The organism is Pseudoalteromonas sp. SaAl2 (genome assembly GCF_052947895.1).
This window is the reverse complement of sequence record NZ_CM129605.1, coordinates 2,815,900-2,841,114: the sequence shown is the minus strand read 5'-3', so window position 1 is coordinate 2,841,114 and position 25,215 is coordinate 2,815,900. Positions and strand designations below refer to the sequence as shown.

Here is a 25,215-nt window from a genome sequence, read left to right as displayed (position 1 = left end):
TAAAAAAAATTCATAATGCCCAATTTAATCAGGTTTTTAATTGCACACAGCCCCCACAATAAGTAAGAATGGGTGTTCTTGTTAAACACACAATAACCAGCGCAAATACAGTTAAAGGTAGGAGAATTCATGCCGTCTCGCAAAGAACTTGCAAATGCTATTCGCGTCTTATCAATGGACGCAGTACAACAGGCCAAATCTGGTCACCCTGGAGCCCCTATGGGCATGGCTGATATCGCAGAAGTACTATGGCGCGATTATCTAAATCACAATCCAACGAATCCAGAGTGGGTAGACAGAGATCGATTTATACTCTCAAACGGCCACGGTTCAATGCTTATTTATTCTCTCTTGCACTTAAGTGGTTATGATTTGCCAATTGAGGAAATTAAAAACTTCCGTCAAATGCATTCAAAAACACCGGGTCACCCAGAGTATGGTTATGCACCAGGTATTGAGACTACTACGGGCCCATTAGGTCAAGGGATCACAAATGCGGTAGGTATGGCGATTGCTGAAAAAGCATTAGCGGCACAGTTTAACCGTAAAGGTCACGATATCGTTGATCACTATACTTATACATTCTTAGGTGATGGTTGCCTAATGGAAGGTATTTCTCACGAAGCATGTTCACTTGCAGGTACATTAGGCCTTGGTAAGTTAGTTGCATTTTGGGATGACAACGGTATTTCAATCGACGGTGAAGTGGAAGGTTGGTTTAGCGATGATACACCAGCACGTTTTAAAGCCTACGGCTGGCATGTAGTTAGTGGCGTTGATGGCCATGATTCAGACGCTATCCGTGCAGCCATTGAAGAAGCACGCAGCATCACCGACAAACCAACACTAATTTGTTGTAAAACTGTGATTGGTTACGGTTCACCGAACAAATCAGGTAGCCACGATTGTCACGGCGCACCATTAGGTGAAGACGAAATTAAAGCTGCACGTGAGTTCCTTGGTTGGACCGGTGAAGCATTTGAAATCCCAGCTGATATTTATGCACAATGGGATGGCAAAGAAAAAGGTAAGCAACTTGAAGCGAGCTGGGATGAAAAGTTTGCCGCATACGCAGCAGCACATCCAGAATTAGCAGCAGAGTTCAAACGCCGTACCAGTGGTGAGTTACCAGCTGATTGGAGCGAGAAATCACAAGCGTATATTGAGCAGCTTGACGCAAACCCAGCAAATCCAGCATCACGTAAAGCATCGCAAGATGCATTAAATGCATTTGGCCCATTGTTACCTGAATTTATGGGTGGCTCTGCGGATTTAGCCGGTTCAAACCTAACAATCTGGAAAGGCTCTAAAGGTATCGAAGCAAATGACGCCAGCGGTAACTACATCTATTATGGTGTGCGTGAATTTGGTATGTCTGCGATTATGAATGGTATTGCGCTACACAAGGGCTTTATTCCTTACGGTGCGACTTTCTTAATGTTTATGGAATACGCACGCAACGCTGTACGTATGGCTGCATTAATGAAAGTGCCAAGCATTTTTGTCTATACCCATGATTCAATTGGTTTAGGTGAAGATGGCCCAACTCACCAACCAGTAGAGCAAATTGCTAGCATGCGTTTAACGCCGAACCTAGTTAACTGGCGCCCGTGTGATCAAGTTGAGTCTGCGATTGCTTGGCAACAAGCCATTGAACGTAAAGACGGCCCAACGTCACTTATCTTTACGCGTCAAGGTCTTGCTCAACAAACTCGTTCAGCGCAGCAATTAAGCGACGTGAAAAAAGGTGGTTATGTACTGAGCTGTGATGGCGAGCCAGAGCTTATCTTAATTGCCACAGGCTCAGAGGTGCAATTAGCGCAAGACTCAGCGGCTGAGCTACGTAAGCAAGGTAAAAAAGTACGCGTTGTATCAATGCCATCAACCGATGTGTTTGATGCACAAGACGCTGCATACAAAGAAAGCGTATTACCAGCTGCAGTTTCACGCCGCGTAGCAGTAGAGGCTGGCATTGCAGACTACTGGTATAAATACGTAGGCCTAAACGGCGCAGTAGTAGGTATGACCACCTTTGGTGAGTCTGCACCTGCTAACGAGCTGTTTGAACACTTTGGCTTCACGGTAGAAAACATCGTTAGCAAAGCAAACGAATTGTTTTAATCTTTAACGGTTAAAATTTAAAAGCCCGCACTGTGCTAAACGCAGTGCGGGCTTTTTGTTGGTAGGTTGGGTAGAGCGCAGCGAAACCCAACAGCCTGAGCCGTCAACCAGAACCAAAGCCGTCAGCCATAAGCTTTCAGATCAAAATTATTTGAAGCACAGTGCCAAGGAGAAATCGTAGGAGGGTGCTTCAGCCCCGATTGTTTTGGGAGCTTTATCACCGATTTTATGGCGCTTGCGCCTGATTATTCTTGCCGCTTTTTTCAATTGTTTGTAAGACCTTGTAGGCTTGAAACTTGTTTCGTGCGTTATTTTTATCAAAAGCCTTATGCTTATTTTATAAAATAATGAATTAATACACTTCTTTTTTATAAGGATTAATTAGCTCATTTAGCAATATTTGATTGAAATAGTAGATAGCTGCTTCTAGCTCGCGAGAGTTCATGGGGACAAAATAATTAATTACCCTTAGTAAATCTGAAGCTGTTTTTATTACGCTAGCTAGCTCACTTATGTTATAGCTTCCTATTATGAACCTAAACCCAAAAGGCTCGAAGTCTTTTTGGATTTCATTAATCATTCCTTCTACATATCGTTCAGTTATTTCTTCTTTCTTGACTTCAATGGAATGATTAATGGACTTAATCGCAAATAAAAAGTTTGGAAATTCAATAGGTGGAACTTTGGAGGTAACGTCAAAATTTATTACTTTCTTTGGGGTGTTTTCAGGAAATAAAGCTATGTAAAATATTGATGGGTGGCTTGAGTAATTATTTTGACTTTCAATTGTAATTAATTGTTCTTTCAATGTATCAATAATGTATTCTCTATGCTGAATGAAAATTGAAAAATTGTCTTTACTTTCAACTTGTTTTATTTGTCTCTCCGTTTGAGTAATTTTATACCACAAACCAAAAACACCTGTTACTGAAATTAATACTTTAAAAAGTTCTATAGCTAGTGAGAAGGTATTTGTGATATTTGACCAATTTTCTGGCTTTGAATGAGAAAAAGATAATTGAGGGTAAGTGAAAATAATTTGGGAAATTACTAAAAGAGTTGGAAGAAAAAAAGTTAAAAAACTTAGGTATATTAATGTCTTAAAAAATTTTGAGTTTTCTTTGTTATTTATTACCATTAAGCTTTAATCCTTAAAAAGTAGGCCTGTTAAATATTACAAATTAAAGTATCACACAAAAGTATCGAAAATCTTCTTAAAACCTGAACTATAAAAAGGCTGTGCCTTGCCTTCTCTATCTCTGTTTAATCATTTATTTAAACGAAAACCACTTGACGCGCTAAAGCACGACCTACACTGGTAGCCCGAAGCCCGAAGCCCGAAGCCCGAAGCCCGAAGCCCGAAGCCCGAAGCCCGAAGCCCGAAGCCAAATGAACTTTTTTCACATCACTACACTTGCAAGCCTTAGATGTATCAGGCACTGTGAACATAATTAAAATTATAAACTTAAATAAACAGGAGTGAGGATGTCTCAGTTTGATAATGTAAGTGTTGTTAAAACAGCAAACGTGTACTTTGACGGTAAAGTTTCAAGCCGTACGGTAATTTTTGCAGATGGCAGCACCAAAACATTAGGCTTTATGCAAGCGGGTGAGTTTGAATTCGCCACTAGCAAAAAAGAATTAATGGAACTCAATGGCGGTCAGTGGCAAGTTTTACTACCAGGCGAGAGCGAATGGAAAACAATGTCAGCAGGTGAGTCATTTAACGTTGATGCGAACGTTACTTTCCAAGTAAAAGTGGCTGATTTTGCCGATTACTGTTGTTCGTACACTTAATATACAAAATCAACAATCGCGCTGAAAGCCCCGCATCATGCGGGGTTTTGCATATTTAATGTCCTCAAATTGATCTTAATCACCTTTAATAACAAATAAATATCATATTTCTGAGTTTTCTGCTTGTGTTAATTCAAATAGCCCCCAATACTAGAGTTGAGGTAACAAAAAAAAAGGATACCCTATGAAAATTAATCTTTCTGGTCACCATGTTGACGTTACTGACTCTATTAGAGAACACATCAACGAAAAGTTTTCAAAAATTGCGAGCCATTTTCCATCTCTGATCGCACTCGATATTATTCTTTCAAAAGAGCATCATAAGCTCCAAGCAGAAATTAGCACTATTTATGAAGGCGCGCGTTTATCAGTAAAAGGTGAAGATGAAGTTCTTTATCCTGCAATTAAAAACGCGGCTAAAAAACTCGATGCGGCACTAAAACATCGTAAAGGACAAATTAAAGCGAACCTACACGAAAAACCAGTGAGTACCACACCTGAAATTGCTCACGAAAAAGTTCAAGAAATGGACTTGCGTTAAAAAATAAAGGCGCTAGGTTCTAGGTAACTAGGATCTAGCGAACCGTTTAATCTTCCACTAATTTTCTCACTTTCAATCCTCAGTAAAACGCTGTAACTTGCTTATTAATAAAAGCAATATAGTAAGCACACACATGCAATCAGTAGTATCAACTTGGCAAACCCGTTTAAACGCACTTGGCCCCGGTATTTTAATGGCTACAGCGGCAATTGGTGGTTCTCATTTAGTAGCATCAACGCAAGCAGGGGCAATCTTTGGCTGGCAGTTATTTTGGCTAATTGTGGTGGTAAACATTCTTAAATATCCGTTTTTTCGCTTTGGTATAGAGTACACGCTAGCTACTAAAAAAGCCTGGTGGAAGGCTATCAAAGTAAAGGACCGTGGTTTTTTTACAGTTTTATTGGTTTGAATATAATTGCTGCGGTGGTGAATACCGCGGGGGTTTTATTGTTAACGGCAAGCTTACTGCATTATGCGCTGCCTGTTAGTATTTCAGTGACCTTATTATGTTGGTCAATACTAACCGTGTGTTTAGTTATTTTATTACTTGGCCATTTTAAAGCGCTCGATAACGTCGCAAAGGCTATTATGGGGCTACTTACACTAGCAACCGTAATTGCCCTCGCGATTGCATTTAGTAACGGCCCAATGGCACCTGCTGATTATATTGGCCCGTCACCGTACGAGCTTGCTATGCTGGGTTTTATAGTGGCGTTAATGGGCTGGATGCCAGCACCGATTGAAATTTCAGCATTAAGCTCATTGTGGCTTAAAGAAAAACAAAGCCAACAAACGGTAACGAGAACGCAGGGGTTATTTGATTTTAATTTGGGTTACTGGTTAACCGCAGGGCTGGCATTAGTATTCTTTTCACTCGGTGTGTTAGTGCAATACGGACAAAGCGCAAATATAGAGCTAGGCGGCGTGGCGTTTGCAAAGCAGCTGATTGATATGTACGCCTTCACAATCGGCGAGTGGGCAAGGCCACTAGTATCGATTATCGCCTTTTTATGTATGTTTGGTACTACTTTAACTGTGCTAGACGGTTATGCCCGAACACTTAACGAATCACACAAGTTATTAGGCTTTAAGCAAAGTAAACACAGCCTAAATATCTGGCTAATACTGCAATCACTCGCAGGCATGGCGGTGATCTTGTTTTTTAAATCAGCCCTCGGCCCCATGCTTACTTTTGCCATGACACTTGCCTTTGTCACCACCCCCGTTTTTGCATGGCTAAACTTTAGCCTAGTGCGCTCAGAGCCCAGTATTCAGCATTCTAAATTGGTGCGAACACTGAGTTGGGTTGGTTTGGTTTATTTGGTTGGTTTTGCATTGGTGTTTTTGGGTTGGAAGTTGGTTTAATTAAGTTAGCGAGCTTGAGAGAGTAAAGTTAGCGAGAGTAGAGTAGAGCAATAATCGCTAACTTGAAAAGTGTACGCTATCTGCGTATACTTTTACATATGAAAAGTCTATTTGTTGAATCAAGTATATTCGAAAAGTACCGTGAGCTGTACTTGAGTGATGACGAGTATCGTTTATTTCAAGCAGAACTAATGATTAACCCCAAACAAGGTGATGTAATTCAAGGTACTGGAGGGTTACGTAAAGTTCGAGTTGCGAGCAAAGGTAAGGGCAAGCGTGGCGGTTCAAGAATTATATATTACTATTTAGACGAAAAAAGACGTTTTTACCTACTCACTATTTACGGTAAAAGCGAAATGACAGATTTAACAGCAGTTCAAAAAAAGCAGTTAAAAGAGTTCTTAGAGGTATGGCGCAATGAGCAATCGTGATTTATTTTCAGAGCTAACTACAGCTCTTGTTGATGCTAAAGCACATTCACAAGGTAAACTTACGTTACGTACACATGCTGTGAGTGATATAGATGAACTCGCCATTTCACCCGATGAAATCATCAAAATTCGCGAAACGTTTAATATGTCGCGCGGGGTATTTGCAAACTTGCTACATACATCAGCAAGAACGCTCGAAAACTGGGAACAAGGCCGCAGCGCGCCCAATGGTCAAGCTATTACTTTATTAAAACTGGTGCAGCGCCATCCTGAAACTTTAAATCATATAGCTGAGCTGTGAGTTGGTATTTCTAGTACCTAGCCCCTATAACCTCGTATCTATGTTAATTCTCTAATCGCATTACTAATTCCATCCAAGCTCAATGGGTACATGCGGTTATCCATCAGCTGTTTGATAAAATCAATTGATTGATAGTAACGCCAGTGTTCAACCGGTTGTGGGTTAAGCCACGCGACTTTATCAAAGTGATTGGTGATGCGGTTTAACCAGGCACTGCCGGGCTCTTCGTTGTAGTGCTCTACTGAGCCGCCGGGGTAGGCGATTTCATAGGGGCCCATGGTGGCGTCGCCAACAAAGATCACTTTATAGTCACTGGTGAATTTGTTGATCAGCGTCATGGTGTCGATGACGTTTGAATGGCGGCGTTGGTTGTCTTGCCAAACATGCTCGTATAAGCAGTTATGAAAGTAGTAAAACTCTAGGTGTTTAAACTCGCTATGGGCAGCGCTAAATAGTTCTTCACAGGTGTGAATGTAGTCATCCATTGAGCCGCCAATATCAAACAGCATTAACACTTTTACCGCGTTGTGACGCTCAGGGGCCATTTTTACATCCAGCATGCCGCCTTGTTTAGCGGTCGCGCGAATGGTCTCGTCTAAATCTAACGTATCACTTGCGCCAGTGCGGGCAAATTTACGTAGCTTTTTAAGCGCAAGCTTTATGGTACGCGAGCCTATTTCACGATCTGAATCTAAATTACGGTATTCACGTTTATCCCATACTTTTACCGCACGGCGGTTGCGGTTACCGTCTTGACCGATGCGCACGCCCTCAGGGTTGTAGCCATAAGCACCAAAAGGTGATGTACCACCGGTGCCTACCCATTTATTACCGCCAGCGTGGCGTTTTTGTTGTTCTTCTAGGCGCTCTTTTAGGGTTTTCATTAGTTCATCAAGGCCACCCATGGCTTTGAGTTGTGCTTTTTCTTCATCGCTTAGGTGTTTTTCAAACTCTTTGCGTAGCCACTCATTGGGTAAGTCATGTTGCTGTTTTAAGCTTTCGAGTAAGTCGAGGTCGGCAATGCCGCTAAAGTAATCAGCAAAGGCTTTATCAAAACGGTCAAAGTGGGTTTCGTCTTTAACCATAATGGTACGGGCTAAATAGTAAAACCCGTCAACATCGGCAAATACCGCGCCTTTTTTGAGTGCGTTGATTAAATCAAGGAGCTCACGCATGCTCACAGGCAAGCGATATTCACGTAATTTGAAGAAAAACGCAATCAACATCTTAACGGCGGCTCATAAAGGCAAGTTTTTCGATTAGGCTGATATCTTGCTCATTTTTTAATAGCGCACCAAACATCGGCATCAAACCGCCTTTTTGGCTTTTGTCATGCAAGGTCTTAGCATCGATATCTTCGGCCATTAATAGTTTAAGCCAATCGAGTAGTTCGCTGGTGGAAGGTTTTTTCTTAATGCCGTTAACTTCGCGTAGGCCAAAAAATACTTCCAGTGCTTGGCGTACTAAATCTTGCTTAACGTGAGGGTGATGTACGTCGACAATTTGCTGCATTTCGTCACTTGATGGAAAGTCAATGTAATGGAAAAAGCAGCGGCGTAAAAATGCATCTGGCAGTTCTTTTTCGTTGTTTGAGGTGATGATCACAATAGGGCGCTGTTTAGCAACTACGCGCTCGCCGGTTTCATAAACATGAAACTCCATTTTATCAAGTTCAAGCAATAAATCGTTCGGGAATTCGATGTCGGCTTTGTCGATTTCATCAATCAACAATACCGGGCGTTTGTTATTCTGCTCGCCGTAGGTAAAGGCTTGCCAAAGCTTACCTTTAACAATGTAATTGCCGATGTCGTGCACACGCTCATCACCGAGTTGGCTATCACGTAGACGTGACACCGCATCGTACTCGTATAAGCCTTGCTGTGCTTTGGTGGTCGATTTGATATGCCACTGTATCAGTGTGGTGTCTAAACTTTTCGCCAGCTCTTCGGCCAACATGGTTTTACCTGTGCCAGGTTCGCCTTTTATTAGCAATGGCTTTTCAAGCAAAATTGCCGCATTAACCGCTTGTTTTAACGAATTACTTGCGATGTAGTTATCTGTAGAATTAAATTGCACGGTAATACCTTATCTGGTCTGAGCAGTAATGATTTTAATCATGATGCCATAACTATTCGGCATCGCCAAGGTAAGCAAAGCGGGGGATAGTTTGACCGTCTTTTTCCACGGTTTCTAAAAACATACTCAATGGACGCGCCCAAATGCCAAATTCGCCATAGAGGGCTTGGTAAATAACCAGTTGTTCTTGCGTCTCGCTGTGGGTGGCAACATGGAGCACTTTATATTGCGGACCTTTGTAGTGTTGGTATAAGCCTGATTTGAGGGAAAGTGGTTTTATTGCTGTAGTCATGTTTTGATCTCTTGTATAATTTGCGCTTGCACTTTTAATGCTAACTAATTTGCCACTATTATGAACTATATACCGTTAGATGATTACAAAAAAGCGTGGGTTTTTCGCCACCAAGATGCGCCTGTTTCAGAGCAAGATCTTGCTTTAATTAAGCCTATGAGTCATGAACGTGCCGCTGTACTTTGGAGCACTATGGTGAGCCGAGAGCACGACCACCCAGACTTTTTTGATAAAACAGATTGGTGTGGTAAAGACGAAAGCTTTACACAAACTGTGCACTGGGAAGCAGCCTGGGAAGAAGGGGCAGAGCTACCACCTGAAGAAATTTTAGCGCACTTAGATTGGCAGGCAAATACGACTGTGTATTTTTGTATGGCGCGAGATAACATTATTGAAACCAGTTTTGCGGTATTTAAACGTAACTGGCAGAACTTTATGTTTTTAGCAGACGGCAGTTTATTACTTGGTAAAAAACGTGATGCTGTTGTGCAGTTTTTAGAAAACGGTGATGCAAAGCTGGGTAATAAGCCTGCTTAGACGCTTAAAAAGCGGTCAATACTATGCTATAAAATAAACACCTAGGTGTATTGAGTAGAAGCGTTGACTGCGAGTAACCCTGATCAACAAGTTGATATTTGGCAATCTGATGCACAACGTGTGTTGTATGCTCAACTATGCAATGCGTTTTATGCTCGTGAAATAACTCGATTAGTTAGCGAACCTAGTGAACAGCGCCTACGCGCGATATTAAAAAGTTTACCTTACTATATTGAACGTGCAGCCACTCGTGTGGTGAATGGTCAGGTCCCTTTTGTGCTTGATCCACAAAATGGTAGTTGGTTAGATAAACAAAAGGCCAAACCACCTAGCCAAGATGATCTTGCCGATTTTTATTCCCGCTATAAAAAATTAGGCTTAATTGTGCCGTTATTACTCGATAACGCCAATCAAACTCGGGTAGCAATAGACAGTATCGACCAAGTAAGCGACAATAAACTTCATTGTAATGAACATGGTTGGTTTGATTGCCAAGGTAGGTCGCTTGAAGGGCAAACTGCGTTACTATTAAAACCAACAAAAGCAACGATGAGCGCTGCTTGTTGTGGCCACCAGTGGCGTTTTAATAAGCGATGCAGCTCCGCGTGTGTTGTCGTTGAGAGAAATGCTGCTAGCTAGTAATATTAACTGGCGTAATTTAAAGCGCACTCATGTTCAGTAAAACTTAACATCAGTTGTCTTCTAATGTGTATTTTTAACTTAAACTGATAAAGCAACAACCAAGGAGTGTTTAATGCGGCTGTTTCAATTTGCGCTACTTTGTTTAGCGTTGTTTGTACAATACCGATTGTGGTTTGGTCACAATGGTGTGCAAGATTATAGTCGATTAAAATCAGCGGTTACTTCCCACCAAGACACTAATGCCAACTTAATAAAGCGCAATAAAGTACTTAAAGCTGATATTGAAGACTTAAAATTAGGTCAAGAAGGCGTTGAAGAGCGCGCTCGTAACGAATTAGGAATGATCAAGCCAGGTGAGACATTTATACGTGTGTTACCTGGACAACAACTCAATGAAAAATAAACATACAATCGCTGCTATTGTCCCTGCCGCTGGTGTAGGTAGTCGGATGAAACATAGCGCGCCAAAACAATACATAACTCTGGCCGGGAAAACTATTTTAGAGCATACATTAGCTAAGTTGGCTAAGCTTTCACAGCTCGATAAAATAATTGTGGTGGTTAGTGATGATGACCCCTTTTACGAACAGATACCCCAGATGGACAAGCGAATCGTTCGAGCCTGTGGTGGTAAAGAGCGTGCTGATTCAGTACTAAATGGGTTATTAACCTTGCATGCTGATCCACCTGATTGGGTGTTAGTGCATGATGCTGCTAGACCGTTAGTTAATACAACTGATATCGAACACTTGATACAGCAATGCCTAAGCGCTGATGAAGGTGGCATTTTAGCGACTAAGGTCAAAGACACAATAAAGCGTGGTGATACCCACAGTGAACAAACGGTGCCACGAGATGACTTATGGCAGGCATTGACGCCACAATTTTTTAAATACACAGATTTAACGAACGCACTACAAGGTGCATTGGCACAGCAAGTAGCAATCACCGATGAAGCATCAGCTATTGAGTGGGCGAAAAAACCAGTCAAGTTAGTGCCTGGGCGCAGCGATAATATAAAAATAACCACACCAGAAGATTTAGATTTAGCCCACTTTTTACTCCAAAAACAACACAGCGAGAACGCATCATGATTAGAATTGGCCATGGCTTTGATGTTCATAAATTTGGCGGCGAAGGCCCGTTAACTATTTGTGGTGAAAAAATAGCTTACCCACAAGGGTTTTTAGCCCATTCCGATGGTGATGTGGCAATTCATGCATTGTGTGATGCGATTTTAGGTTCGCTTGCGATGGGGGATATTGGTAAACACTTTCCTGATACTGCCAGTGAATATAAAAATATCGACAGCCGTATTTTATTACGCCATGTAGTTGATTTAGCTAAGCAGCAAGGCTATGTACTCGGTAATGCTGATGTAACGATTGTGGCACAAGCGCCAAAAATGTTGCCTCATATACAAGCTATGCGTGAAAACTTAGCCGCCGATTTAAAGGCCGAGCTGAGTCAGGTTAATGTTAAAGCCACTACGACTGAGAAGTTAGGATTTGAAGGACGTAAAGAAGGCATTTCAAGCCATGCGGTTGTGATCATGAGTAAGCTCTCAGTATGAGTGAATTAAATTATTTGTATGGTAAGCCATTATCTCAAGCGGACTTTAAAACCACGGCTGAAGACTTCATGGTTGATGAAGACCTTGGCATTGAATTTACTGGCAGTGGTGAACATGTATGTTTGCAAGTCGTAAAAAAAGGCGAAAACACCCAATACGTTGCTAAGTTACTGGCGCAAAAAGCGGGGATTTCTCCTCGTGATGTCAGTTATGCGGGCATGAAAGATCGCCACGGCGTGTGCAGCCAATGGTTTAGCGTGCCAGTGCCAATAAAAAAAGAGATTGATTTTACCGAGCTTAATAGTGACTCGGTATTTATAGTTTCTCAGCAACGACACAATCGTAAACTACGTACGGGATGCCATAGGGGTAATAAATTTACAATTACTCTGCGCAATGTCACACAGCCGTTAGATATTCTTTGTAGAATTAATGCCGTTCGTGCCGGCGTACCTAACTATTTTGGTGAGCAACGCTTTGGTCATGGCGGGCATAACCTTGATATGGCAAAGCGCATGTTTGCTGGCGAGCGTATTCGTGATAAAAAATTACGTGGCTTGGTTATTTCAGCGGCTCGCTCCTATGTGTTTAATCAAATCGTTAATTTACGTGTTGCCGAGCATGGCCTAGCTAAAACCATGCACCGTGAAGTGTTTATGCTCAGTGGCAGTAACGCCTTTTTTGAAGACGCCATTAGCGATGAAAACATTGCTCGGCTTGCCTCTGGCGACATTATGATGTCGGCACCTATGGTAGGTAAAAGCGAAAAAGGCTTAACAGAGCAAGAGAGAATATGGCTAGAACCGTACCAACAATGGTGTGAAGGGCTTGGTGAGCTTGGTCTTAAAAATGAACGCAGAATGTTACGTTTAATACCACAAGATTTAGCGGTAGAAACTATAGATGAAACCACGATAAAATTAAGCTTTGGTTTACCTAAAGGCACCTTTGCAACCGCGCTGTTACGTGAGCTGGTGGATTACACCGATGCGAGCCCCAAATTACACAAAGAAAAGGACGCGTAAATGAAAATTTTATTGAGTAATGATGATGGTGTAAACGCGAAAGGAATTGCCGTACTTTATCAAGCTTTAACACAAATTGCTGATGTCACTTTAGTGGCACCTGATCGTAATTGCAGTGGTGCAAGTAATTCTTTAACGCTGATGAACCCTCTGCGTGCGACCAAGCTTGAAAATGGTTTTATATCAGTAAACGGCACACCAACAGATTGCGTGCATTTAGGTGTTAATGAGTTGCTAGATGAAAAGCCAGACTTAGTTGTTGCAGGTATTAACCACGGTGCTAATTTAGGGGATGATACACTTTATTCTGGTACGGTTGCGGCTGCAACCGAAGGTCGCCATTTAGGCTTGCCTGCAGTGGCTGTGTCGTTATGCTCAAAAGAAGGTAACTACTTTGAAACCGCGGCTGCGGTGGCTGTTAGTATTATCAAAGAGCTTACTTCGCATCCATTACCAAAAGATCAAATCATAAATATTAATGTACCAGATATTCCATTGAGTGAGCTAAAAGGTGTTCAGGTAACCCGCTTAGGTGCTCGGCACAAGGCTGAAACCATGACCAAGCAACAAGATCCTTGGGGCAGAGATATATACTGGTATGGCACGCTGGGTGCTGAAAGTGATGCCGGCAATGGCACCGATTTTTATGCCATCAATAATGGGTATGCATCAGTTACACCTTTAAGTGTTGATATGACCGCTAAAGAAAGCATACAAGCGGTTGGTGATTGGCTTAAAACAATGGAGATCAATGGTGCTGTCTAATTATACTCGCAGTGCGCAGGCTCTGGCTGATTTATTAGCGCGAGAAGGAGTTGAGGATAGGCAGGTTCTCGATGCGATTGCTGCTATTCCTAGGCATATATTTATCGACGATGTACTAAAGCATAAAGCTTATCAAAATACAGCATTGCCAATAGGGCAAGGACAAACTATTTCACAGCCTTATATAGTTGCCCGCATGACAGAATTACTGCGCTTGGCAGGGGTTCGTGATAAAGTTCTTGAAATTGGTACAGGTTCGGGTTATCAGACTGCAATACTGGCAAAAAACCTTTACCAAAGTATGTTCCGTTGAACGTATAAAGGCGCTGCAGTGGCAAGCCAAAAGGCGATTACATAACCTTGATTTATACAATGTAACAATGAAACACGGAGATGGCTGGCAAGGCTGGCAATCACAAGCTCCGTTTCAAGGGATTATTGTAACCGCAGCTGCATCACACGTGCCACAAGCATTACTTGATCAACTTGCCGATGGGGGAGTAATGATTGCGCCAATTGGTAATGACCAACAGCAACTAGTTATGGTTGTTAGAGAAGATAATAAATTTACCCAACATGTAATTGCACCAGTGAGATTTGTTCCACTCGTCCCTGGTGATATTGAATAGGAAGTCACTTTGAAATTGTTTACTAAGTTATACGATATGGCATTAGTGTGGGCTAAACATCGCCATGCAGAGCGTTATTTAGCCGGAATGAGTTTTGCTGAATCTGTTTTTTTTCCGGTCCCGCCTGATGTAATGTTAGCACCTATGGCACTTGCGCAACCTAGCAAAGCTTGGCGTTTTGCCAGCTTTACTACGATTGCATCTGTGATTGGTGGTGTTTTAGGTTATTTGTTGGGGTTTTGGTTATTTGAGCCCGTTGTCGAACCGCTTATCAGCCAAATGGGTTGGCAAGATAAGTTTGATATCGCCCTTGAGTGGTTTAAAAACTACGGTGTTTGGGTGGTATTTTTGGCTGGTTTCTCACCCATTCCCTATAAAGTGTTCACCATAGGTGCGGGGCTTTTACATATGGCCTTTTTACCATTTTTATTAGCGTCTGCTATTGGTCGCGGTGCCCGGTTCTTTTTAGTGGCAGCGCTAATGAAGTGGGGTGGTGTGAAAATGGAGCAAAAATTACGTCAATACGTTGAAGCACTTGGCTGGGGCTTAGTCATTTTAATCGTCGTTGCTTACTTTTTCTTACGTTAACCGCTAAAAGTTACAACTTTTGAAATTAAGGGTAAAGCACCATGAATAAACAATATGTGTTCTATGTTACTTTATTTATGAGTGTTTTGCTCAGCGCCTGTTCTTCTCGTCAAGCCCCTGCACCAGTTAGTAGTTTGGATACAAGTGTTAAACCATACACCAGCAGAATAAATATAAATGGAGATAAGTACACCGTTAAAAAGGGAGATACGCTTTACTCTATTGCATTTAGTGCCCGCCAAGATTTTCGAACCTTAGCAAAAAATAATGCTATACCAGCCCCTTACATTATTCATCCTGGTCAAGTTATCTCTTTTACGCGTGTTACAGAAAAAAATAAAAAGCAGGCAAAATATACGAATTCGAGCAAAAAGTCTACAGAATCGAAACAAAAAAATAACAAAAAATTAAAAAAAGAGCTTGATCAGCCAAAACAACGAGAGTATGTTCAAAAACAAGCCAGTAAAAAAGTTAGTAATACTAGTCAGTTAAACCCAAGAAAGGTACGTTGGTTTTGGCCCGCTAAAGGTAAAGTAACACAACGTTTTTCGACTAGGGAAAATGGGTATAAAGGGCTACAAATTACTAACAAAAAAGGGTCGTCTGTTTTAGCAGCAGCACAAGGGACCGTGGTATATGCGGGTAACGCACTTCGAGGATATGGTAATTTAATCATTTTGAAACATAATGATGATTACCTTAGTGCCTATGCACACAATTCGAAGCTGTTAGTTAAAGAGAAACAGAATGTGAAAGCAGGGCAAAAAATAGCAGAGGTTGGCAGTTCAGATTCTGATGTTACGGCATTGCGTTTTGAGATCCGTTATAGAGGAAAAGCTGTTAATCCCCAAAAATACTTGCCTTAGCTATCGGGTATTGACACCAGTGATTGAATAATCACTTATTTGCTTGAGGGTACGCTAATGGGTAACACAGCAAAAGTAGAAAAAACGAAGTCCGCGGCTGATGAAAAATTTGATGATGTAGTAGTCGAAGAGGCTGCAGCATTATTAGAGGAAGTCGATAAAGAAGATGATATATTCGCTAAAGAGGAGGTAACCAAAAATTTAGACGCCACTCAATTGTATTTAGGTGAAATTGGATTCTCTCCTTTATTGAGTGCTGAAGAAGAAGTGTTTTTTGCCCGCAAAGCGTTAAAAGGCTGTGAAGCATCCCGCAAACGCATGATTGAAAGTAACCTACGTTTAGTTGTAAAAATAGCCCGTCGCTATAATAACCGTGGTCTTGCATTACTTGATTTAATTGAAGAAGGTAACTTAGGACTTATTCGCGCTGTTGAAAAGTTTGATCCCGAACGTGGCTTTAGATTCTCAACCTATGCTACTTGGTGGATCCGTCAGACTATTGAGCGTGCGATTATGAATCAAACGCGTACCATTCGCTTACCTATCCATGTAGTCAAAGAATTAAATGTATACCTACGTACAGCGAGAGAACTGACACAAAAACTTGACCATGAGCCAACCGCTGAAGAAATTGCAGAGTGTTTAGATAGACCGGTTGAAGACGTCACAAAAATGCTGCGTCTAAACGAAAAAATCACCTCAGTCGATACACCAATTGGTGGCGAAAACGATAAAGCATTACTTGATATTATCGCAGATGAAAAAGGTTTTAGCCCTGAAGGCGAAGTACAAAACAATGATATTAATAAGCATATTGTAGATTGGTTAGGTGAACTTAATCCTAAACAACGTGAAGTATTAGCTCGTCGCTTTGGTTTACTTGGTTATGAGCCATCAACGCTGGAAGATGTAGGTCGTGAGATTGGCTTAACGCGTGAGCGAGTTCGCCAAATTCAAGTTGAAGCATTACGCCGACTTAAAGACATTTTGCAACACGAAGGGTTAAGTACAGATAGTTTATTTGATCAGTTTTCGTAAATATCTAAATATTAAGACATGAATTAAAAAGCCGAAGCGATTATCGCTTCGGCTTTTTAATATCTGCAATTACTACAACAGTGCTTTTAATTTATACAGTAAATCTTGCGCTTGGCGCGGGCTTAAATTATCCAAATCGATTTCAGCCAGCTGAGTTTCTACCTCACTCGGTTCGCTTTCAAATAATGATGCTTGTTGCGTGTTTATATCTGCGGTAACAGGTTGATGGTTTTCGAGCATCTTTAGCTTTTGCTTAGCCTGTTTTATAACTGCTTTTGGCACACCAGCTAATGCTGCAACTTGTAAACCAAAGCTTTTACTCGCCGCGCCATCAAGTACTGTGTGCATAAACGCGATAGTGTCATTGTGCTCAATCGCATCTAAATGCACATTTACCAGCCCCGTTTGTTGCTCGGCCAGCTCGGTCAGTTCAAAGTAATGAGTGGCAAACAGTGTTTTTGCTGCGATTTTTGATGCTAAGTGATCAGCGGTTGCATAGGCGAGTGATAGGCCATCATAGGTACTTGTACCGCGGCCTATTTCATCCATTAATACCAGTGATTGCGTGGTTGCATTGTTTAGAATTGTTGCGGTTTCGGTCATCTCAACCATAAAAGTTGAGCGGCCAGAGGCTAAATCATCGCTGGCACCGATGCGAGTGAATATTCGGTCAATATTACCAATCTTTGCACTATCAGCTGGTACATAGCTGCCAATATGCGCCATTAACACAATCAGTGCAGTTTGGCGCATATAGGTTGATTTACCACCCATATTTGGCCCTGTGATGATCAGCATTTTACGCTGAGCATTAAGTTCTACCGGGTTGGCGATGAATGGGTCTTTCATGACTTGCTCAACCACAGGATGACGCCCTTGTTTGATACTTATATCGTCGTTATCACATAGCTGCGGTTTGGCATAATTAAGAGCTATTGCACGCTCAGCTAAATTATTAAGTACGTCTAAATCAGCAAGGGCTGCAGCCATTGTTTGCAGTTGCTCTATGTGTGGCGCAATATACTCAAAAAGCTGTTCATACAATTGTTTTTCAAGCGCTAGAGCTTTTGACTGACTACCAAGTACTTTATCTTCGTGCTCTTTTAGCTCAGGAATAATGTAGCGTTCGTTGTTTTTAAGCGTTTGACGACGAATATAATCTGCTGGCACTAAATGCGAGTTGGCACGGCTTACTTCGATAAAAAAGCCATGCACTTTGTTGTAGCCTATTTTAAGGGTACTAATGCCTGTTCGTTCACGTTCACGTTGTTCTAATTGATCAAGCACATCAGTGGCACCTTGGCTAAGTGCGCGCCATTCGTCTAATTCGCTATTGTAGCCTGGAGCAATAACTCCCCCGTCACGAATCAGTACTGGTGGATTATCAATAACCGCACGTTCTAATAAATCTTGCAGTTCAGGTAAAGCTGCAGAGTCGGCAATAATTTGTGCAATTCGAGAATCATTGGCATCATTAAGAAGCGCATGTAATGGGACTAAAGCTTGTAATGCACAGCGCAGGCGAGTTAGATCGCGAGGTCTTGCAGTCCATAATGCTAAGCGTGCTATAACACGCTCTATATCGCCTATTTGCTTAAGTGATTCATGGAGTTCACCACATAATTGCGCATCGATTATGGCACTAATAGCATTAAGGCGTGCATTAAGTTCGGGTTTTGAGCGAATAGGAGTGTGAATGCGACGCTTTAGTAACCGTGATCCCATCGCTGTTGCGGTTTTATCTAGTACTTGTGCAAGGGTATTTTCGTACCCGCCTGATAAATTAACGGTTAGTTCTAAGTTTTTCCGGGTGGCAGCATCTAAAATTACCGCATGTTCGTTATGTTCAAGGGTGATCGCACGAATATGAGGCAGGGCAATCCGTTGCGTGTCTTTAACGTATTGCATTAGGCAACCGGCAGCTACTAACGCCGCTTTGGCTTTATCAACCCCAAAGCCGACTAAATCTTTAGTGCCAAATTGATCGCATAAAAGGTGTTGCGCTGTATCGAGATCAAACTCCCACTCAGGACGACGGCGAATGCCTTTAATTTGCTCTATTAAATGTACGTTAGTAAAATCTTCACTGTAGAGTAATTCGGCTGGCGCTAAACGTTGCAGTGTTGAGCTAAAAGCTTCATCGGTATTTACTTCAACAATATTAAAACGCCCAGAATTGATATCTAAATAGGCAATTCCGTATAAACCTTTTTTACTTTGCCATACACTGGTAAGTAAATTATCTTGACGCTCTTGTAGCAGGGCTTCATCAGAAATAGTTCCTGGTGTGACAATACGCACAACTTTACGCTCTACAGGCCCTTTACTTGTAGCTGGGTCTCCAATTTGTTCACAAATCGCTACAGATTCACCCATTTGCACCAAACGCGCCAAATAATTTTCAACTGCATGATACGGTACCCCAGCCATAGGAATAGGATCGCCACCGGCTTTACCACGATGAGTTTGTGAGATATCTAAAAGCTGCGCGGCACGTTTTGCATCATCAAAAAAGAGTTCGTAGAAATCACCCATTCGATAGAACAATAAAATATCACGATGCTCAGATTTTATTTTTAGATACTGTTGCATCATCGGAGTTTGTTGACTTATTGTCTGTGGTGCATAAAGATCAAACGACATGTATTTACCCAAAGGCTGAATATGGAGTTACATCAAGAGATTAAAACACTTGCTGCGCAATTAGGTGCTATTTTAACGGATAAACGCTTATGGATCACTACCGCTGAGTCATGTACTGGAGGGGGAGTGAGTTATGCCCTTACCGACACCCCCGGAAGCTCTGCCTATATTGACCGTGCGTTCGTTACTTATAGCAATCAAGCAAAACAAGATTTACTTAAAGTAACGGCTGCAACGTTGGCAGAATATGGCGCTGTGAGTGAGGAAACAGTGCTAGAGATGGCTGCGGGCGCATGTAAAGTCACGAATGCAGATATTAGTATTGCAGTTTCTGGCGTTGCTGGTCCTGGTGGCGGTACAAAAGAAAAACCTGTTGGGCTTGTCTGGTTTTGCATTCAAATAGGTAATAAACAGTACCCAAGTCAGCAATTATTTTTTGGTCATAGAGCCAGTGTTCGATGCCAAGCTATTGTTTATGCTTTAAAAGAAGTTATAGAGAAGATAAATTTATAAAATAAGCTTGATACTGTAATTTCATACAGTATACTTGTCTGCATTAGCCGGATTTGGAGAACAAAATGAACGATAACAAACAAAAAGCATTAGATGCAGCTTTATCTCAAATTGAGCGTCAATTTGGTAAAGGCTCAATCATGAAATTGGGTGACAATAAAGCACTAGACATTGAGGCTGTATCGACAGGTTCACTAGGTATCGATATTGCTTTAGGCATAGGTGGCTTACCTATGGGTCGTATTGTTGAAGTATATGGTCCTGAATCATCAGGTAAAACAACTTTAACGCTACAAGTTATCGCTCAAGCACAAAAAGAAGGCAAAACTTGTGCATTCGTTGATGCGGAGCACGCACTTGATCCAGTTTACGCGCAAAAGTTAGGCGTAAATATTGATGATTTATTAGTGTCTCAACCAGATACAGGTGAGCAAGCGCTAGAAATTTGTGACATGTTAGTACGCTCAAGTGCAGTTGATGTTGTGATTGTCGATTCAGTGGCAGCCCTAACACCAAAAGCTGAGATTGAAGGCGACATGGGTGATTCACACATGGGCTTACAAGCTCGCTTAATGTCACAAGCATTACGTAAGCTAACGGGTAATATTAAACGCTCAAACACATTATGTATTTTCATCAACCAAATACGTATGAAAATTGGTGTTATGTTTGGTAACCCTGAAACAACAACAGGTGGTAATGCACTTAAGTTTTACGCTTCAGTTCGTTTAGATATTCGTCGTATTGGTTCTGTGAAAGAAGGCGATGAAGTCGTTGGTAACGAAACTCGTGTAAAAGTGGTTAAAAACAAGGTTGCACCACCATTTAAACAAGCTGAATTCATCATTATGTATGGTGAAGGTATTTCTAAGCATGGCGAGCTTATTGATTTGGGTGTTAAGCATAAAATTGTTGAAAAAGCCGGTGCATGGTACAGCTACAATGGTAGTAAAGTTGGCCAAGGTAAATCTAATTCAATTAAGTTCTTAAAAGAGAACCCAGAGATTTCAGACGAAATTGAAGGTAAATTGCGTGATATGCTTTTGCTTAAAGCTGAAATTAAACCAGAAGATGGTGAAGATTCGGGCTTAATTGCAGAAGATGAGTTATAAGCATTAAAAAGTAAGCGCGATTTTTACCCGCACTTAACAATTAAAAAAGCCGCTAAATAATTAAATTTAGCGGCTTTTTTGTATTTATGCTTTGTTAGCAAGTTAGCAAGTTAGCAAGTTAGCAAGTTAGCAAGTTAGCAAGTTAGCAAGTTAGCAAGTTAGCAAGTTAGCAAGTTAGCAAGTTAGCAAGTTAGGGCTAAAATGCATACTTAACAGAGAACTGCAAGCGATCCATATCACCATCATTGCCACTTTCGAGTTCACGTTCAGCGTGTTTAAATTCAGCACCAAAGGTTAGTTTTTTAACGGGTGAGTAGAGAATATTAGCGCTGTAGCTTTGGCTAGATTCAGTTGGGTCACCTGTAATTGTAAGTAAATCAGTGTTATTGTCAGCTGAGAAGAACGAGTAGAGGAATGTTGAGCGCCATTGGTTATTCCAATTATGCTGATAAGCAACAAAACCTGAGGTTGAGTCAATGGCATCGAGTTCACCGCCATTCAATACGGCACCATGGGCAACATTTAAACCTATGTAACGACCTAAGCCTTTGCCTTGGGTAAGCATAAATTTAAGGTTGTCTTGGCCAAGTTTAACCATACCTGATGCACTAAGACCAAGTGAGGTCTCATCAGCATCTATACCATTTTGTTTATATGTTAATTGACGTGCTAGACCTGTAACAACAAACTGCCCCCAGTCAGCATTCATGGCGTAGCGTGCGGTAAAATCAGGCAATGAAGCGTCATCGGTTGCAACGCGAGCACCGCCTTGTGTTGTAACTGTGCTTTCAGGGTTTTCTAACGAGAAAGACCATGCACCGGTTGTGTATTTAACTTGAGCTTGGCGCACAAACACAGTACCTTCAGCTGGACCTACAAAATCAAGTGTTTCAGGCAGTGCACCAACATTTTGGAAGTTTGACCATGTTTGACCAAATAACCATCCATCATAAGAAATAAAAGCGTGGCGAATACGTGGCGCGTATGAGTTAGAAACGCGTTCATTACCACCAGCAGCAGACGCTAAAAAATCTATTTCGATTTTACTGTTTATGGTTTTGCCGTTGTCTAAGAGTGTTGATGTGCCAAAATTAAAACGAGACTGGCGTGCGTGCATATCAAATACAGCATCAGAGTCGTCGTCGGTGCCAACTGTTAATGTACTTGGTACATAAAAGTCACGCCCTACATTTGTTCCAGCAGGAGCACCAGCTGAATAATCACTCCACATTGCATCAATTTTTACGTAACCGCCATAATTAACATCTGTGTCACCAATTGTGGCAGCTTGTGTTGTCGTGCTCAGCGCGCACAAAACAGCGGTTGCGGTGAGGGATCTTATTAGTGTTGTTTGTGTTGTCATGATTGATTTCCTATTCGGTGCAGTTGTTATACTTCTAATAATGTCACTTTTGATGATGTACGCTTTTTACTCAATTACCTATTGGTCTATTAGACTAATGTTTGACAAAAGTAGACTTGAAAAAACAAGGTTGTTAACCTTATGTTATTAAAAGTTTTGAAGTAGCAAGCGCTAATTTAGCCTTAACCGATAGTTTATAAAATAGTATTACAACTAAGGTCTAATACTTTCATCAGCCATGCTGAGTGATCCTTGAGGTAGGCCTTTGGCAAGTAATTACAAATGGAGACGACTATGTCACAAAGTATCTATCCAGTTCCTGCACAAATCAAGAATGCAGCCTTAGTTGATAACGATAATTATAATACACTGTACAAGCAATCTATTGATGATCCAGAAAATTTTTGGTCAGAGCATGGTAAACGGCTTGATTGGTCTACTCCTTATACTAAGGTAAAAAACACCTCATTTGATAAAGGGCATATCAATATTAAATGGTATGAAGATGGCGAAACTGAACGCCTCTTATAACTGTATTGACCGTCACCTTGCAACCAAAGCAGATAAAACAGCATTGATTTGGGAAGGTGATAATCCAGAACAAAGTGAACATATTAGCTATCAAAAATTACATGATGAAGTAGCTAAATTTGCAAATGGCCTTAAAAATTTAGGTGTGCAAAAAGGTGATCGTATTGCGATTTATATGCCTATGTCACCACAAGCTGTTTATGCTATGCAAGCATGTGCTCGCTTAGGGGCGATTCACTCTGTGGTATTTGGTGGTTTTTCACCATCAGCAATTGCTGATCGTATTAAGGACTCTGGCGCTAAAATTGTTATTACGTCAGATGAAGGCCGACGCGCTGGTAACACAGTACCGTTAAAAGCGAATGTTGATGAAGCGGTTGCGCAAGAATCGGTAACGACAATTGAGCATGTTGTTGTTCATCAGCTTACAGGTGGTGAAGTTGATTGGAATGAGCACGATGTTTGGTGGCATGATTTAGTTGCTGATGTGCCAGCTCAGTGTGACCCAGAGCCAATGAATGCAGAAGACCCGCTATTTATTCTGTATACATCTGGCTCAACGGGTCAACCTAAAGGTGTTGTACACACAACTGGTGGCTACCTAGTATATGCATCAATGACGCATGAATATGTATTTGACCTTAAAGAAGATGATGTATTTTGGTGTAGTGCTGATGTAGGTTGGATCACAGGTCACAGTTACATTGCTTATGGGCCGTTAGTGAACGGTTGTACACAAGTATTGTTTGAAGGCGTGCCAACATATCCTACAGCAGGGCGTATGGGTGAAGTAGTTGATAAGCATGGTGTAACTATTCTTTATACTGCACCTACGGCGATTCGTGCACTTATGGCTAAAGGTGATGAGCCAACGTCTACATCTAACCGTGATAGCCTTCGTATTTTAGGCTCGGTGGGTGAACCAATAAATCCAGAAGCATGGTCGTGGTACTACGAAAATATAGGTAAGAGTAATTGTCCTATTGTGGATACTTGGTGGCAAACAGAAACTGGCGGTATAATGATCACGCCACTTCCAGGTGCTACTGATATGAAACCAGGCTCTGCAACTCGTCCGTTTTTTGGTATTGCACCAGCACTATTTGATGCTGAAGGTAATACATTAGAGGGCGCTGTCGATGGTAACTTAGTCATTTTAGACAGCTGGCCATCACAAGCACGAACAGTGTATGGTGATCACGAGCGTTTTGAACAAACTTATTTTTCAGCATATCCTGGTGTTTACTTTACTGGTGATGGCTGTCGTCGTGATGAAGATGGCTACTATTGGATCACCGGGCGTGTCGATGATGTACTCAATGTATCAGGGCACCGTTTAGGTACCGCTGAAATAGAAAGTGCCCTTGTTGCTCATGAGGCTGTAGCAGAAGCCGCCGTTGTTGGCTTCCCTCATGACATTAAAGGCCAAGGTATTTATGTTTACATTACGCCAAATGAAGGGGTAACAGTGAGTGATGAGCTCACTAAAGAGGTACGTAACTGGGTTCGTAAAGAGCTAAGTCCAATTGCTTCACCTGATATGATCCAATGGTCACCAGGCTTACCAAAAACTCGCTCTGGTAAGATTATGCGTCGTATTTTACGTAAAATAGCAGCAAATGAGCACCAACAACTAGGTGATACCTCAACACTTGCAGATCCTAGCGTGGTTGATGAGTTAATCGAGAACCGATTAAATCGTTAAATATGCGTTAAAAACTTGATTAGAAGTTGATTCTAAACGTAGTATATCGGCTGTTGTTTATGATTAAACAGCAGCCGAATTTATTAGGAGTGAACCATGAGTCAGTTTTTAATAGCGGATGACCACCCGTTATTTCGTGAAGCACTAAAAGGGGCGTTAAGTAGTAAATTTGCTGATTTAGAAGTTTTTGAGTCAGAAGATTTTGATACCACACTACAAGTGCTTAGCGAACAAGAAGATCTAGACATCTTACTACTAGACCTACACATGCCAGGTAATGGCGATTTATACGGCCTTATTCGTATCCGTGAAGACTACCCAAGTTTACCCATTGCGGTGGTTTCAGGTAGTGAAGATATTAATATCGTTTCCAAAGTGATGAGCTACGGTGCAATGGGATTTATTCCTAAGTCATCGTCGTCAGAAGACATTGCCCGGGCAATAAATCAAATACTCGATGGCGATGTATGGCTCCCTGTAGAGCTTAAAGATAAAGTCGCGACTATAGAAGGTGAAGACAAAGAAATCGCTGCACAAGTGGCTTCCTTGACTCCACAGCAATATAAAGTTTTACAATACTTACATGAAGGTTTACTCAATAAGCAAATTGCTTACGAGCTACATATTTCAGAAGCAACAGTCAAAGCACACATTACCGCAATATTTAGAAAGCTAGGCGTTTATAATCGTACTCAAGCAGTACTTATAGCTGCAAAACTACAACTAGAACCTATTGAGTCGGCGTCTTAAGTTATAAAAAT

At 41.5% G+C, this 25,215-nt stretch carries 23 protein-coding genes and 4 pseudogenes; 21 read left to right on the top strand and 6 right to left on the bottom strand.

Annotation, left to right across the window (positions count from 1 at the left end; translation table 11 throughout):
• Nucleotides 1–129: 129 nt before the first annotated feature.
• Entirely contained in the window at nucleotides 130–2,121 is a 1,992-nt protein-coding gene (tkt, locus tag ACU8V8_RS13430) for a transketolase (protein WP_446887848.1), read from the top strand.
• 352 nt (nucleotides 2,122–2,473) lie between these two features.
• Here the strand turns inward: tkt and ACU8V8_RS13425 are convergent, their stop codons facing one another.
• Complete coding sequence (locus tag ACU8V8_RS13425) at nucleotides 2,474–3,259, bottom strand: hypothetical protein (protein WP_446887847.1); 786 nt, start codon at nucleotides 3,257–3,259, stop codon at nucleotides 2,474–2,476.
• Between the two features lie 347 nt (nucleotides 3,260–3,606).
• Between ACU8V8_RS13425 and ppnP the strand changes: the two genes are divergently transcribed.
• The 5 genes and pseudogenes from ppnP to ACU8V8_RS13400 all read left to right on the top strand — a co-directional run bounded on the left by ppnP (nucleotide 3,607) and on the right by ACU8V8_RS13400 (nucleotide 6,556).
• Nucleotides 3,607–3,918: a pyrimidine/purine nucleoside phosphorylase gene (ppnP, locus tag ACU8V8_RS13420; protein ID WP_087531038.1), complete on the top strand. Its 312-nt coding sequence runs from the start codon at nucleotides 3,607–3,609 to the stop codon at nucleotides 3,916–3,918.
• A 184-nt stretch (nucleotides 3,919–4,102) separates the two neighbouring features.
• Nucleotides 4,103–4,459, top strand: coding sequence for a ribosome hibernation-promoting factor, HPF/YfiA family (gene hpf, locus ACU8V8_RS13415; protein ID WP_087531037.1), 357 nt, complete (start codon nucleotides 4,103–4,105; stop codon nucleotides 4,457–4,459).
• A 193-nt stretch (nucleotides 4,460–4,652) separates the two neighbouring features.
• A pseudogene (locus ACU8V8_RS13410) lies at nucleotides 4,653–5,824 on the top strand (NRAMP family divalent metal transporter).
• A 98-nt stretch (nucleotides 5,825–5,922) separates the two neighbouring features.
• Complete coding sequence (locus ACU8V8_RS13405) at nucleotides 5,923–6,255, top strand: type II toxin-antitoxin system RelE/ParE family toxin (RefSeq protein ID WP_446887846.1); 333 nt, start codon at nucleotides 5,923–5,925, stop codon at nucleotides 6,253–6,255.
• Nucleotides 6,242–6,556: a helix-turn-helix domain-containing protein gene (locus ACU8V8_RS13400; protein ID WP_446887845.1), complete on the top strand. Its 315-nt coding sequence runs from the start codon at nucleotides 6,242–6,244 to the stop codon at nucleotides 6,554–6,556. The genes ACU8V8_RS13405 and ACU8V8_RS13400 overlap by 14 nt, the downstream gene beginning before the upstream one ends.
• A 38-nt stretch (nucleotides 6,557–6,594) precedes the next feature.
• On the opposite strand, the gene ACU8V8_RS13395 is transcribed toward ACU8V8_RS13400, so the two are convergent.
• Genes ACU8V8_RS13395 through ACU8V8_RS13385 form a run of 3 tightly spaced genes read right to left on the bottom strand, consistent with a single transcriptional unit; the run spans nucleotide 6,595 to nucleotide 8,924 of the window.
• Nucleotides 6,595–7,782 (bottom strand): vWA domain-containing protein, encoded by a 1,188-nt coding sequence (locus ACU8V8_RS13395; RefSeq protein WP_446887844.1) that lies wholly within the window; start codon nucleotides 7,780–7,782, stop codon nucleotides 6,595–6,597.
• 1 nt (nucleotide 7,783) lies between these two features.
• Nucleotides 7,784–8,632, bottom strand: a complete 849-nt coding sequence (locus ACU8V8_RS13390; RefSeq protein WP_446887843.1) for an AAA family ATPase — start codon at nucleotides 8,630–8,632, stop codon at nucleotides 7,784–7,786.
• A gap of 52 nt (nucleotides 8,633–8,684) precedes the next feature.
• Complete coding sequence (locus ACU8V8_RS13385) at nucleotides 8,685–8,924, bottom strand: DUF1653 domain-containing protein (protein WP_290210175.1); 240 nt, start codon at nucleotides 8,922–8,924, stop codon at nucleotides 8,685–8,687.
• Between the two features lie 60 nt (nucleotides 8,925–8,984).
• Here ACU8V8_RS13385 and ACU8V8_RS13380 point away from each other — a divergent pair, with 60 nt between their 5' ends.
• The 11 genes and pseudogenes from ACU8V8_RS13380 (at nucleotide 8,985) to rpoS (ending at nucleotide 16,587) form a co-directional block, all read left to right on the top strand.
• Nucleotides 8,985–9,461 carry a DUF2947 domain-containing protein gene (locus tag ACU8V8_RS13380; protein WP_256829146.1) on the top strand — a complete coding sequence of 159 codons (477 nt, stop codon included), beginning with the start codon at nucleotides 8,985–8,987 and terminating at the stop codon, nucleotides 9,459–9,461.
• 63 nt (nucleotides 9,462–9,524) lie between these two features.
• Nucleotides 9,525–10,143: pseudogene (locus ACU8V8_RS13375) on the top strand (hypothetical protein).
• A 72-nt stretch (nucleotides 10,144–10,215) separates the two neighbouring features.
• Nucleotides 10,216–10,506, top strand: coding sequence for a cell division protein FtsB (gene ftsB, locus ACU8V8_RS13370; RefSeq protein WP_087531029.1), 291 nt, complete (start codon nucleotides 10,216–10,218; stop codon nucleotides 10,504–10,506).
• Complete coding sequence (gene ispD, locus ACU8V8_RS13365) at nucleotides 10,496–11,197, top strand: 2-C-methyl-D-erythritol 4-phosphate cytidylyltransferase (RefSeq protein ID WP_446887842.1); 702 nt, start codon at nucleotides 10,496–10,498, stop codon at nucleotides 11,195–11,197. The genes ftsB and ispD overlap by 11 nt, the downstream gene beginning before the upstream one ends.
• Nucleotides 11,194–11,676 (top strand): 2-C-methyl-D-erythritol 2,4-cyclodiphosphate synthase, encoded by a 483-nt coding sequence (gene ispF, locus ACU8V8_RS13360; RefSeq protein ID WP_446887841.1) that lies wholly within the window; start codon nucleotides 11,194–11,196, stop codon nucleotides 11,674–11,676. Before ispD ends, ispF begins: the two co-directional genes overlap by 4 nt.
• Nucleotides 11,673–12,701, top strand: a complete 1,029-nt coding sequence (truD, locus tag ACU8V8_RS13355) for a tRNA pseudouridine(13) synthase TruD (RefSeq protein WP_446887840.1) — start codon at nucleotides 11,673–11,675, stop codon at nucleotides 12,699–12,701. The genes ispF and truD overlap by 4 nt, the downstream gene beginning before the upstream one ends.
• Nucleotides 12,702–13,466 (top strand): 5'/3'-nucleotidase SurE, encoded by a 765-nt coding sequence (gene surE, locus ACU8V8_RS13350; RefSeq protein ID WP_446887839.1) that lies wholly within the window; start codon nucleotides 12,702–12,704, stop codon nucleotides 13,464–13,466.
• Nucleotides 13,456–14,095 (top strand): annotated as a pseudogene (locus tag ACU8V8_RS13345) (protein-L-isoaspartate(D-aspartate) O-methyltransferase). Before surE ends, ACU8V8_RS13345 begins: the two are co-directional and overlap by 11 nt.
• A 9-nt stretch (nucleotides 14,096–14,104) precedes the next feature.
• Entirely contained in the window at nucleotides 14,105–14,683 is a 579-nt protein-coding gene (locus ACU8V8_RS13340; protein ID WP_446887838.1) for a YqaA family protein, read from the top strand.
• Nucleotides 14,684–14,724: 41 nt separating this feature from the next.
• On the top strand, nucleotides 14,725–15,549 hold the full coding sequence (locus ACU8V8_RS13335; protein ID WP_446887837.1) for a peptidoglycan DD-metalloendopeptidase family protein: 825 nt from the start codon (nucleotides 14,725–14,727) through the stop codon (nucleotides 15,547–15,549).
• 57 nt (nucleotides 15,550–15,606) lie between these two features.
• A complete protein-coding gene (gene rpoS, locus ACU8V8_RS13330; RefSeq protein WP_446887836.1) occupies nucleotides 15,607–16,587 on the top strand; it encodes an RNA polymerase sigma factor RpoS in 981 nt (326 codons plus the stop codon).
• 72 nt (nucleotides 16,588–16,659) lie between these two features.
• Here the strand turns inward: rpoS and mutS are convergent, their stop codons facing one another.
• Complete coding sequence (gene mutS, locus ACU8V8_RS13325; RefSeq protein ID WP_446887835.1) at nucleotides 16,660–19,230, bottom strand: DNA mismatch repair protein MutS; 2,571 nt, start codon at nucleotides 19,228–19,230, stop codon at nucleotides 16,660–16,662.
• Between the two features lie 21 nt (nucleotides 19,231–19,251).
• Between mutS and ACU8V8_RS13320 the strand changes: the two genes are divergently transcribed.
• Together ACU8V8_RS13320 and recA are read left to right on the top strand one after the other, a co-directional pair.
• Entirely contained in the window at nucleotides 19,252–19,743 is a 492-nt protein-coding gene (locus tag ACU8V8_RS13320) for a CinA family protein (protein ID WP_446887834.1), read from the top strand.
• Between the two features lie 65 nt (nucleotides 19,744–19,808).
• Nucleotides 19,809–20,855, top strand: a complete 1,047-nt coding sequence (recA, locus tag ACU8V8_RS13315) for a recombinase RecA (protein ID WP_087531019.1) — start codon at nucleotides 19,809–19,811, stop codon at nucleotides 20,853–20,855.
• Between the two features lie 196 nt (nucleotides 20,856–21,051).
• On the opposite strand, the gene ACU8V8_RS13310 is transcribed toward recA, so the two are convergent.
• Nucleotides 21,052–22,218: a DcaP family trimeric outer membrane transporter gene (locus tag ACU8V8_RS13310; RefSeq protein WP_446887833.1), complete on the bottom strand. Its 1,167-nt coding sequence runs from the start codon at nucleotides 22,216–22,218 to the stop codon at nucleotides 21,052–21,054.
• A 294-nt stretch (nucleotides 22,219–22,512) separates the two neighbouring features.
• Here ACU8V8_RS13310 and acs point away from each other — a divergent pair.
• Nucleotides 22,513–24,454, top strand: a pseudogene (acs, locus tag ACU8V8_RS13305) (acetate--CoA ligase).
• 96 nt (nucleotides 24,455–24,550) lie between these two features.
• On the top strand, nucleotides 24,551–25,204 hold the full coding sequence (locus ACU8V8_RS13300) for a response regulator transcription factor (RefSeq protein ID WP_446887832.1): 654 nt from the start codon (nucleotides 24,551–24,553) through the stop codon (nucleotides 25,202–25,204).
• Nucleotides 25,205–25,215 lie beyond the last annotated feature (11 nt).